This is a genomic window from Methanotorris formicicus Mc-S-70 (assembly GCF_000243455.1).
Lineage (GTDB): Archaea > AGJL01 > Methanococci > Methanococcales > Methanococcaceae > Methanotorris > Methanotorris formicicus.
In genome coordinates, this window is record NZ_AGJL01000055.1 from 1 (window position 1) to 10824 (window position 10824).

11 protein-coding genes are annotated in these 10824 nt (G+C 30.4%); all 11 read left to right on the forward strand.

What is annotated here, in order from left to right; all coding sequences use genetic code 11:
* Positions 1 to 36: 36 nt before the first annotated feature.
* Positions 37 to 2388 carry a serine/threonine-protein kinase gene (locus tag METFODRAFT_RS09745; protein ID WP_159089913.1) on the forward strand — a complete coding sequence of 784 codons (2352 nt, stop codon included), beginning with the start codon at positions 37 to 39 and terminating at the stop codon, positions 2386 to 2388.
* Between the two features lie 49 nt (positions 2389 to 2437).
* Positions 2438 to 3220, forward strand: coding sequence for a PP2C family protein-serine/threonine phosphatase (locus METFODRAFT_RS08225; protein WP_007045131.1), 783 nt, complete (start codon positions 2438 to 2440; stop codon positions 3218 to 3220).
* A 15-nt stretch (positions 3221 to 3235) separates the two neighbouring features.
* A complete protein-coding gene (locus tag METFODRAFT_RS08230) occupies positions 3236 to 3844 on the forward strand; it encodes a hypothetical protein (protein WP_007045132.1) in 609 nt (202 codons plus the stop codon).
* Positions 3845 to 3869: 25 nt separating this feature from the next.
* Positions 3870 to 4052, forward strand: a complete 183-nt coding sequence (locus METFODRAFT_RS08235) for a hypothetical protein (protein WP_007045133.1) — start codon at positions 3870 to 3872, stop codon at positions 4050 to 4052.
* Entirely contained in the window at positions 4048 to 4911 is an 864-nt protein-coding gene (locus METFODRAFT_RS08240; RefSeq protein WP_342626866.1) for a protein kinase domain-containing protein, read from the forward strand. The genes METFODRAFT_RS08235 and METFODRAFT_RS08240 overlap by 5 nt, the downstream gene beginning before the upstream one ends.
* Position 4912: 1 nt before the next feature.
* The gene (locus METFODRAFT_RS08245; protein ID WP_007045135.1) at positions 4913 to 5269 is read left to right on the forward strand and encodes a hypothetical protein; all 357 of its coding nucleotides are present in this window, start codon (positions 4913 to 4915) and stop codon (positions 5267 to 5269) included.
* 4 nt (positions 5270 to 5273) lie between these two features.
* A complete protein-coding gene (locus METFODRAFT_RS08250; RefSeq protein WP_007045136.1) occupies positions 5274 to 6473 on the forward strand; it encodes an ATP-binding protein in 1200 nt (399 codons plus the stop codon).
* A 51-nt stretch (positions 6474 to 6524) separates the two neighbouring features.
* Positions 6525 to 7919, forward strand: a complete 1395-nt coding sequence (locus METFODRAFT_RS08255) for a tetratricopeptide repeat protein (protein ID WP_048115783.1) — start codon at positions 6525 to 6527, stop codon at positions 7917 to 7919.
* Positions 7920 to 8017: 98 nt separating this feature from the next.
* Positions 8018 to 8716, forward strand: coding sequence for a hypothetical protein (locus METFODRAFT_RS08260; RefSeq protein ID WP_007045138.1), 699 nt, complete (start codon positions 8018 to 8020; stop codon positions 8714 to 8716).
* 1 nt (position 8717) lies between these two features.
* The gene (locus METFODRAFT_RS08265) at positions 8718 to 10202 is read left to right on the forward strand and encodes a serine/threonine-protein kinase (protein WP_007045139.1); all 1485 of its coding nucleotides are present in this window, start codon (positions 8718 to 8720) and stop codon (positions 10200 to 10202) included.
* Positions 10203 to 10300: 98 nt separating this feature from the next.
* On the forward strand, positions 10301 to 10824 hold a 524-nt coding region (locus METFODRAFT_RS11585; protein ID WP_007045140.1), incomplete at its 3' end, for a hypothetical protein.

Here is a 10824-nt window from a genome sequence, read left to right on the forward strand (position 1 = left end):
CATCGGTAGCGATAAGCTCCGATGGGGAATTATATAGTGGCTGGTAGTAAGGATAGGAAAGCATATTTTTTCAATAAGAGCGGCAAGTTGTTGTGGAGCTATGAAACTGGCGATAGCGTTTCATCGGTAGCGATAAGCTCCGATGGGAATTATATAGTGGCTGGTAGTAAGGATAGGAAAGCATATTTTTTCAACAGGAGTGGTGAATTGTTGTGGAGCTATGAAACTGGCGATAGCGTTTCATCGGTAGCGATAAGCTCCGATAGAAAATATGTCACGATTGGCGCTGGTTCCCGGTTATACTATGTAGCAACTCATCCAATAGATACACTTTCTTCACTCATAAAGGAAAAATCGCATAAATTAAGTCCAAACTTAATTTCTCATTTTAATTCGAAACTTGAATCTGTAAAAAGGACAATCAAAATGAGAAAATACGAAAAAGCTCAGATAGAAGCTGAAAATCTTGCTGATGAAATCAAAAGAGCTGAGGAATTGTATGAAAAGGCAAAAAACAAAATTGATAATTTAAAGGCGTTAGTTAACGAGGCTGAGACGATTGGATATAAAGTAGAGCCGCCAATAGCTTTTAAGTTGTTCGAGGAAGGAAAATACGAGGAAGCAATCGAAAAAGCCGAAGAATCGTATAACGCAATGGTTAATGCTGTGAATAGATACAAAGAAGCAAAGCAGTTGATGGATGAATTAATAGAGAAAGTAGAGGGAGAAGAAGTATATTTATCAAAAGAATATAAAGAACAATATAACAAAGCACTTAAGTTATTTGAAAATGGAGAGTATGATAAATCAATCAAAATACTTAAATTTTTATTATATTTCAAACTAGGCATGAAAAGTATATCACCTTCTGAACTAATGGAATTTATTGAATATGAAGAAGAAATAGGAATATCCCGCCTTGAATTTAAACCGAATATAACAATCGACCTTAAAGAAAAAGAACTCATATTTAACCATTGGAGTAAGGTCAGTTTAGAAGTTAGGAACGACGGCAATGTAATAGCAAAAGATATTATAATTAATTTCTTTGGAGATGTTAAAGTTAAAGGACTAACAGAATTAACATTGAAACCGAAAAGTAAAAAGTTAATAGAACTTGATATAAAGCCCACAGCATTAGGAAATATTCCTCTCGATGTTGAGATAACCTATATCGGCTTATCAGATGAGAAACTTAGAAAAACTCAAACTATACGAATAAATGTTAAGACCGAAGCAACTACTCCATATCAGGAACTAACACCTGCAGAATTTACTCCAAAACCACTATCCACAACATCCATACCACCAGAATTAGCAGTTAATTATAAAAATATAGAACTAATCGGGCAGGGAGGCTTTGCAAGAGTTTTCAAAGCAGTAAGAGTTAAAGACAATCTACCAGTAGCAATAAAAATACCAATATCCTTAGATTCAGCAACAGGTAAATCCTTTATAAAAGAGTTAGAAAATTGGACTAAACTAAATCATCCAAACATAGTTAAGGTTTATGATTATAATATATTGCCAATCCCATACTTCGAAATGGAGTTATGCGATGAGTCCTTAGACGAATATCTTAAAAGAAAGAAGATTTTAGATGTAAAGGAGGCATCTTATTTAATATTCAATATAGCAGAGGGATTAAAGTATGCTCATTCGTTAAATATAATCCATAAAGACCTAAAGCCGCATAACATCCTATTAAAAAACGGCATTCCTAAAATATCCGATTGGGGTTTATCAAAGGTTTTAACTCAATCCACATCAACAACGAGAGGGGCATTAACTCCTTACTATGCATCACCAGAACAATTTAGTAAAAAGTTTGGTAAGATTGATTGTTATACGGATATATGGCAGTTGGGAGTTATTTTTTACCAATTAACAACTGGAAAACTACCTTTCGAAGGAGATGACTTTATCGATTTAATGACATCTATAACAACAGAAGAACCAATTCATCCAAAAGAATTAAATCCAGACATTCCAAAGGAGACTGAAAATATAATCCTAAAATGTTTAAATAAAAATCCTAAAGATAGGTATCAAACTATGTTGGAGTTACAGAGGGATTTAGCAACTTACCTACAAATATCGTTTAAAGAAGAACTTAACAAATCAATATCAATTAATGATTTTAGTAAAAGTGCCTTCTACTGTGGAGAGTTGTTTTTAGTTTATTTAAAAATCAACGATGGAGTTAATGCCTATAAATTCTGTGGGGACTTAATTAACCATGCGAAAGGAGAGATAAAAAATGATTTAATCAAACTAAAAGAGATGATAAAATACAGAGTTGAGAATAAACTGCCTATTCCTAATGAGATAATTTCATCTGCAGAAGTTATAGTGCATAAGATAAAGTTGGGATTTGATAGGGAATAAGTTCAAATGAAATCTTTCTCTTTATACAAAAAATAGACAGGGATGGGTTATGGGTATAATTAACAAATTCCTAAAAAAGATAGGTATTGATAAAGAAAATAACAAAAAATCAAAAATTAAAGCTTATGGAGTTTCTCATAAAGGGAATAGGACAAATAATGAGGATGCAATTTTAAGAAAAAAATTGGATGATGCTTATTTATTAGCAGTTGCTGATGGTGTTGGGGGGCATAATGCAGGGGATGTTGCATCAAATAAAGCAATTAACATTTTACAAAAAGTTATTGAAGAAAAATATAACAAAAATCTTTCCATTGAAGAGATAAAACAACTTCTAAAAGATGCTTATGAAACTGCCCACAAACAAATAAAAGCAGAGGCAGTTGGAGATAAAGAGGGAATGGCTACAACCCTAACAACTGCCATAATTAAGGAAAATAAATGCATAATTGCCAATTGTGGGGATAGTAGGGCTTATTTAATTAGAAACAATGAGATTATAGAAAGAACAAAAGACCATTCATTAGTTCAGGCGTTGGTTGATGAGGGGCATATAACCGAAGAAGAGGCGATGCATCATCCAATGAAGAATATCATAACCCACGCATTGGGAATAGAGGATTTTAAAGTAGATGTTTATGAATGGGATTTGGAAGATAATGATATTTTATTGCTAAGTTCTGATGGATTACACGATTATGTTAAAAAAGAAGAAATATTGAAAGTAATTAAAAATAAAGACAATCCAAAGGAGATTGTTGAAAACCTATTAAATATTGCCTTAAAGAAGACAGAAGACAATGTGAGTATTATAATTTATAAGCATCAATAAAATGGAGGGGAGACAATGCTCAACAGATTAAAAAATCTATTGAACAAGAATAAAAACCCTTTAGATATGCCATTAGATAAGTTAAAAGAATCAAAGATAATGTTAGATATCCAGATTAGAAAATTAGAGGATGAAATATCAAATATTGACAGCCAAATAACAGCACTGTTTGAAAAGGCAAAGAAGGCAAAGAGTAAGAGTGAAGAACTAACAATTGCCACAAAAATAAAGACATTAAGCCAGAGAAAAAAGCAATTACAAAACTCTCATGCTTTATTAAATAAACAAGTTAGGTTTGTAGATAATTTAATAGTTATTAAAGAGAATGAAGCAGTATTAAAATCTACACCATTATGGAACGTTTTAAACAAAATGTCTCCAGAAGAATTGGAGAGGGAGTTAATTAATTTAAGGTTGGATAGTGAGAATGTTATCAACACTTTAAATACTGCTTTGGGTATTACTGACGATGCTCTATCAATGACTTCAGAGGAGTATGATGAGGATATTGAAGATATTTTAAAAACTATCCATGCAGTTAAAGAGGGGGAGTTGGATGTTGAAGATGCAAAGGAAATTGTAAGTGAGGATAAAAAGGATAAGGATAAATTGCTGTTTGAATAACTCCCAAACTTTTTTGGTGATTTGAATGCTAAATCTACTCAAAAAATTCAAAAATAATCTCACCACTGGGGAACTGTCTTTTCCAAAAAATTTACCATACAAAGATGCAGAGTTTATTGTATGTGGTTCTTTATTCAAAACCTACAAAGCAAAGCGAGCAAAAGATAATAAAGAAGTTATCATCAAACTACCCATAAAAAAAAATTGATTTAAATGTTTTTAGAGAAAAAATGCTTATTTGGGCTAAGTTAAATCATCAAAATATAGCAAGGTTATACAACTATTCAACAAATCCTTTATTCCACGAGATTGAATACTGTGGAAAAAATCTAAAGGAAGTATATAATTCAATAAAATCTGAGGAAAGGATTTTTAAAATTATTTTTGATGTCTCTGAAGGATTAAAACATGCCCATACAAGAAATATTTTGCATAGAAATCTAACATCTGCAAATGTTATGTTTGATGGAAGGGATGCAAAAATCTCAAATTGGTATTGTGCAAGATATGTAAATAGAGTAAGTAGAGATTTGCAAAAGCCCTATTCAAAATACTTAGCACCAGAAATGATTTTAAAAAAGAAAGAAGGGTTCTACACAGATATATGGCAGTTGGGAGTTTTGTTTTATGAATTAACTACTGGAAGAGTCCCATTCAATAACAAAGATGAAATTTTAAATATAAAAGTAGTTCATCCTTATGAGATAATAAATAAATGCTTATCAAAAAGGAGAAAAAGAAGGTATCAGTCAGTTGAGGACTTTCAAAATGACTTAAAAGCATTAATTAATGAAAAATATGAAAACTTTGTTGAAAATAAGGAAATGTTTAAGGGAATCAGTTATTGTTGTGATTTGCTTTTAATATGTTTAAAAAATAATGATGGAGTTAATGCTTATAAATATTTGGATGATTTAATTGAATATGTTGATAACAACAGTATAAAAGAGGATTTAAAGCATTTAAAAGAAAGCATAAAGTATCGACTTGAAAATCACATCCCAATACCAAAGGAAATAATATACAATGCCGAAATAATTACGCATAAGATAAAATTGGTGAAATAAAATGAGAAAACTAAAACCAGAAGTTGAAAGTATTTTTGAAGCAATATTTGAAAATAAAGTAGAGATTTTATTAGAAAATGATAAAAAATTAATTCTTAGAGATGATAAGGGCAATATTCTTTTAATAAAAATAAATGCTGATGATGATGTTGTCTATTCAATAAATAGTGGGGAGTTTGGAAAATTTGATAGGGATGTTATTGATTTGCAAATTAAATTTAATCCAGATGCCTTAAATATAGATGAAAACTCAGTATTTTGGAAGATTAGTGAGTTTCACAAAAAATGTTTATTTTTGTTTGTTGCACTTGTCGGACAGAGTGTAGTCACTTTTTCTTCAGGGGATTTTTTGAGGTGAGATGATGGAAATTGACTTATCTGGGGCTTTAATGAAGCAATTTAAAAAAGCAAAGTTAGAATATGAAAAAGCAAAAGAAAATGGTAATATAACATTGGCAAAAAAGAAGGCATTGGAATGCTCTAAATTATTAAAAGAATTGGCAAAATATGATTCTTACAATGCAAAAAGTTATTTAGAAAAGGCAAAAAAATGGCAGTTAGTTGCAGAGAATATCGATGATGTATTTGAACCAAAAGCAAAAACAACAAAATCAGAAAAGAAATCAATGTCTTCTCAACCAAAACAATCTGAAGAGGAAGACGAAATTGATAAATTCAAAAACTATGTAAAAAATAACCTAATCCAAAAATCACCAGTAAAGTGGGATGATATTGGTGGTTTAGAGGAAGTCAAGCGTTTAATGATGGAAACCATTGTTATATCCGCCCTCCAAAAACCAAAATCAATACAACCATGGAAGGGGGTTTTATTATTCGGTCCTCCAGGAACTGGAAAAACTTTATTAGCATCTGCATGTGCTGGTAGTTTGGATGCGACATTTTTTAATGTTAAAGCATCATCAGTGACAAGCAAATACTTTGGAGAGTCATCAAAGATAATAACTGCCTTATATGAAGTTGCAAGAGAGTTAAATCCAAGTATTGTTTTTATTGATGAAATTGATGCTTTAACTACCAAAAGAAGTGACGGCGTTAGTGAGGCATCAAGGAGGATGTTATCAACATTATTAACTGAATTGGATGGATTTCAAGATAAGGGTAAGGATTTGTTGGTTTTAACCTTATCTGCCACTAATACACCGTGGGATTTAGATGAAGCGGTTTTATCAAGATTTCCAAGGAGAATATATATTCCTCTGCCTGATAAAGAAGCAACAAAGGAGATTATTAAAATTAATACAAAAGGTTTGGAGCTGAATGTTGATTTGGATGAGATTGCTGAAAGGTGTGTTGAAAGGCTATATTCTGGTAGGGATTTAAAGAATCTCTGCCAAGAGGCGATTTGGAATATGATTAGGGATGTAAATAAAGATTTATATGAATTGGCTAAATTACCTTATAAGGAATTAAGAAAGAGAAAGTTAAAGACAAGACCTCTGACCAATGATGATTTTGAAGAGGCATTTAAGAAGATTAAAAGTCCATTAACTAAGAAAGATATTGAGAGGTATGAGAAGTGGGGAGAAGAATTTGGAGGATGATTTTTTATTTGTTTTAGCGTAAATTTATCAAAATAGCAAATGGGGTCAGAAATGTTTGAGTTTTTACACCAAAATCCTATTGTTGATTTCTTTGCACAGTTTGGGTTGTTGGGGTTTATTGTTTATATGGTTTTGGTTTATGGTGGGTTGTTTTGGATAGGTATTGAACTAAAAAATAGGGGTATTTTTGAGTATCTATTTCTTAGATTGATTTATGCGGTTATATTGACAGTTGTGGTGATGATTGCATTTGGTATTATAGTAACAATTTCAGGAATTTCGATTGAGTGTTTATTTTTTATGGTAATAATCATTGGAGTAATTACGTTAGGAATTTTGTGGGCAATTTCTGGAGTAACTACAACAGCAATTGCATTGATAATTGCAATAATAGTTGCATTGATAATTGTAAATGAAACTAAATTATTAACTGTAGAAATAGCGATATTTGGAATTTTTTGGGTAATTAAAGGAGAAACCTTTGCTAAAATTGTATTGGGTACTATGGAGAAAATTGCAGAGAGAATTGCGTGGGAAATTGTGGTAATAACCACAGTGGTAATTATACTGGCAATTTCAGGTGTAATAGTTTTATTAAGTATAGAAACTTCTACATTAGGAATTGTATGGGCAATTGCTGGAGGGGTAGCATCTGGGATTACAGTGGGAATTGCAGTAATAATTACATTGGTAATTGTATGGGCAATCATAAAAACAATTGCAGAATTAAAATATAAAAAAGCAATGGAATATCTGAAAAACAACAAAATTGACAATTGCTTAAAATATTTAAACCAATCGTTATACTTATTGAGAGATTATGATGAGGATTCCTACTTTGATATGGACTTTGCAAATAAAATAATCTCTATAAGAAACAATTTAAAACTTATTCAAAAGGCAAATGATTATTACAATTCAGGAAACTACAAAGAAGCATTAAAACTATACGAAGAAATGGCAAAAGAATACCCCAATTTAAAAGGGTTATTTAAAAATAAGTATCAAAAATTAAAATCACAAATTGAAAAACAATTCAAAGAAGAATTGAAGGAGATAGATGAATTATTCAGAAATAATGAAATAAATGACGCTTTAAAAAAATATAAGCAATTATTAAACAAATATCCAGAGTTTGAAAACCAAATAAAGCCAAAAATCCAAAAATGTGAAGAAATATTAAAAAATCCGCCGATAGAGGCATTGCTATCAAAGGCAAAAAAATACTCATCAGAGGCATTGGATTTATTCAACCAAAATAAACTAAAAGAAGCAATAAACATGTGGAAAGAGGCGATTAAACAATATGAAAACGCAGGAGAAATTGCAATATTAAAGGAAGATGAAAACATAATCAACTCAATAAATAAAAACATAAAGGCATTGGTCCACAATATCCTAAAAGCAGAAATCAAACTAATAAATGACAAATTGGGACGGTTATGATGGGACTATTTAATAGATAAAATTTTAAAATTTATAAATAGGAAAATTTTTATATTTATTGATATGAATTAAGGTCATGATGTATTGGTGGGGTTGGGATGTTTGAATATATTATTGAACTCATATCCATCGTAATAAGCATAAAAATACTAACGAAAATTGGTAATTATCTTAAAGGCAGAAAAATTTTTGAAAATGATGGATGGTTTGTTAAATTTGTATGGTGGTGGGTTTGTTATTTAGTAATGTACTATGTTTGGGCGATATTGGCAAATATGTTTGGATATGGCAATAGACCAAACGAATGGGAAATGTTAATATTATTCTCTTCAGTATGTGGATTTTCAAGTAGGTACTATGGAAAAGTTGGTTTTGGGTTATTATTGATATTTACATTTTTAGTAGGGGCTGGGGGGCCAAATACCCTTCTGAGAGTTATTACCGCCATGTTGTTCTTTTTTATTACTCGATATTATGATTATGGTGAAAACATAGAAAGTGGATCATCACATATAGATAACACCACATATAAGGATGAGTTGGATTTACTCAATTACTATTTATTAAAAGCAAAAGAACTTTCATCAGAGGCATTAGAAGATCTCCAAAATAACAACGTAGATGATGCCGTTAAAAAATGGAACAAATCATTAGAACATTATAAAAAAGCAGAAAAAATAGCAAAATTACGTAAAGATGATGAGTTGATTTCATCCATAAATAAAAACATAAAAACAATAGTCCAAAATGTACTAAATATAAAAATTAAATCAATCTCTGATAAAATTGGGGGATAATATGATAAGGGAAGTATTAAGAGAAATTGACGATATTGAAAGATTTTTAAATAAATATAAAGATTATTTGGGGGAGGATTACATTAAATATCAAAAAACCCTCAGTGAACTTAAAATAAAAGCCAGATTAAAAGAAATTGAATTAAAAATTAAAAAAGCACTATCTCTAAAATCAGACAAAGAATATTCAAGAGCAAGAGTGGTATTAAAAGATGCACTAGCGTTATTAGAAAATCTTGAAGATGAAACAATAAACAAAAAAATTAAAACATTTAACAATCAAATAAACCTATTAAAAATCCAAATAGAAAATGAACTCCTTCAAATCAAAAACCTTCTATTAGGGGACGAATCAACAATAAACATTCACATAAATCCAATAAATATGGTATTCAACATAGAAGAGGACGAAAATCTCAAAAAACTAAAACAACTCTTATCAAAATATCAAAATCCAGTGAAGATAGGGGAAGGGGGCTTTGCCTACATATTTAGAGTAGTAAAAAATAACAAAATCGTTGCAATAAAAGTTCCTAAGGAATTAACCGAACTAACTGGAAAGATATTTTTGAGAGAAATTGAAAATTGGAAAAAACTCAACCACATAAACATAGTTAAACTCTACGATTACAACATCCATCCCTACCCGTACATAGAAATGGAATACTGTGAAACAGATTTAAACAAAATCAAAAACAAACTAAACCTTAGAGATGCGTTAATGCTGATATTCGAGGTTTTGAATGGTTTAAAATACGCCCATAACAAAGGAATCATACATAAAGATTTAAAACCATCAAATATTTTAATTTCTAATGGAATTCCAAAAATCACCGATTGGGATTTAGCAAGGGAAGAAACATCAAAATCAACAACCATAAACGCTTTAACTCTCCAATACTCAGCACCAGAGCAAATAACCAGAACTGGAATTGATAAAAGAACAGATATTTATCAAATTGGTATTATTTTATATGAGTTAACTACAAAACAACTCCCATTCAAAGGAGATGCCTTCGATATCATGGAGAGTATTAAAAATAAAACTCCACCAAAACCATCCCAAATAAACCCACTAATTGATGAAGAATTGGAAAGAATAATATTAAAATGCATCCAAAAAGATAAAAATAAGAGATACCAATCAGTAGGAGAATTACAAAAAGATTTGGCAAATTATCTAAACATGCAATTAACTACTGAATTAAATAACTCAAAATCAAAAAATGATTTCAGTAGAAGTATGTTTTACTGTGCTGATTTGGTTTTATTCCACTTGAATAATAACGATTTACCAAATGCTTTAAAGTACCTTTATGACTTAAAATATTATGCTAAAAAATATTGTTCTGAAGAGATAATTAAAGCAATTGATAATTTAATAAATGGTTTAGAATATAGAATCAAAGAAGGTATAAAAGAGCCATCTGATGACCTAAAGATAATGACAAAGATTGTCGTTGAAAAGGTTAAAATGAGGTTTTAATTATAAAACAGTATCTCCGAACATCATACTAACTAATAGAAAACTTAATATTTGGTAATATCGAATAGTTAATATCAAAAAAATATGGAGGTGAAATCATGAAGGGGATAAAACACACAATAATAAAATCCTTTAACGAATTTAACAGTTTTGTTGGTAAGGCTTTACAAATTACGCCGAGGATTTATCGGGTTGAAGGTTATTCTAAAGGATTCATCAAAGCTATAGAAAGCAACACATACTTAGAAACGATTAGCACGTTAGGGTATCCTTCAGTGGATTCTTACTATCGATACATAAAGAACGCAGATATATCTATGATAAAAGAGGCATATAAATATTTCGTTAAGTCAATAATCGACGATTTTAAAAAGATAAAAGGCAAATTTTACCTGTCGATGGATACGCACTTTGAAGCATACTATGGAAGAAACTTAAAATCCTCCGATATAATTCACAATTACAGAAAAGAAAGGGGGAGTTCTGGCTCATACAAATACATAACTGCGGTTTTACATACGAAGGCATTTAGTTTGGTGGTTTATTGCGATATTATCGAAGTTCATAACAATTTCCTCCCAAAATATATTGAGGAAATCTTAGAATTCGTCATTAACGAGTT

Coding starts and splice junctions, on each gene's coding strand:
- METFODRAFT_RS08230 (WP_007045132.1), top strand. CDS start 3,236: ATGCTCAACAGATTAAAAAATCTATTGAACAAGAATAAAAACCCTTTA.
- METFODRAFT_RS08235 (WP_007045133.1), top strand. CDS start 3,870: ATGCTAAATCTACTCAAAAAATTCAAAAATAATCTCACCACTGGGGAA.
- METFODRAFT_RS08265 (WP_007045139.1), top strand. CDS start 8,718: ATGATAAGGGAAGTATTAAGAGAAATTGACGATATTGAAAGATTTTTA.
- METFODRAFT_RS08260 (WP_007045138.1), top strand. CDS start 8,018: ATGTTTGAATATATTATTGAACTCATATCCATCGTAATAAGCATAAAA.
- METFODRAFT_RS08225 (WP_007045131.1), top strand. CDS start 2,438: ATGGGTATAATTAACAAATTCCTAAAAAAGATAGGTATTGATAAAGAA.
- METFODRAFT_RS08255 (WP_048115783.1), top strand. CDS start 6,525: ATGTTTGAGTTTTTACACCAAAATCCTATTGTTGATTTCTTTGCACAG.
- METFODRAFT_RS08250 (WP_007045136.1), top strand. CDS start 5,274: ATGGAAATTGACTTATCTGGGGCTTTAATGAAGCAATTTAAAAAAGCA.
- METFODRAFT_RS08245 (WP_007045135.1), top strand. CDS start 4,913: ATGAGAAAACTAAAACCAGAAGTTGAAAGTATTTTTGAAGCAATATTT.